Below are 374 nucleotides of genomic sequence, written 5' to 3' on the forward strand. Positions count from 1 at the left end.
CGTCCACCACTGCCCTCTAATCGGAGCGGCTCCGGGGCGTCTGTCGCCACGCGTCGTCTGCCGGAGTGACTAAGGGCTCATCCATCCGGCGGCGCTGCGCGCGCCGTGGGGCATAACCCAAACCAGTGGGATGCACGCGTTTTCGTAGGACTCCAGTGTATTTGCTCAGCAGTACTACCGCGCATTCGCTGGCATTCCGCCCGGTTTTTCTTGCAGACTCTTCCGCCCGCGCGTAGCGCGCGGCGGGAAGAATGAGCCCTTTGTCACTTACGCGGAGTGTGCGAGGTGACGGATGCCCCGGTGCCGCTCCGATAAAAAGGGCAGTGGGGGACGGCGTCACACTGGCGGTTTGAGCCGCTTTCTTTTGCCTACTT

Origin of the sequence: Paraburkholderia silviterrae (assembly GCF_004353915.1) — a bacterium.
GTDB lineage: Bacteria > Pseudomonadota > Gammaproteobacteria > Burkholderiales > Burkholderiaceae > Paraburkholderia > Paraburkholderia silviterrae.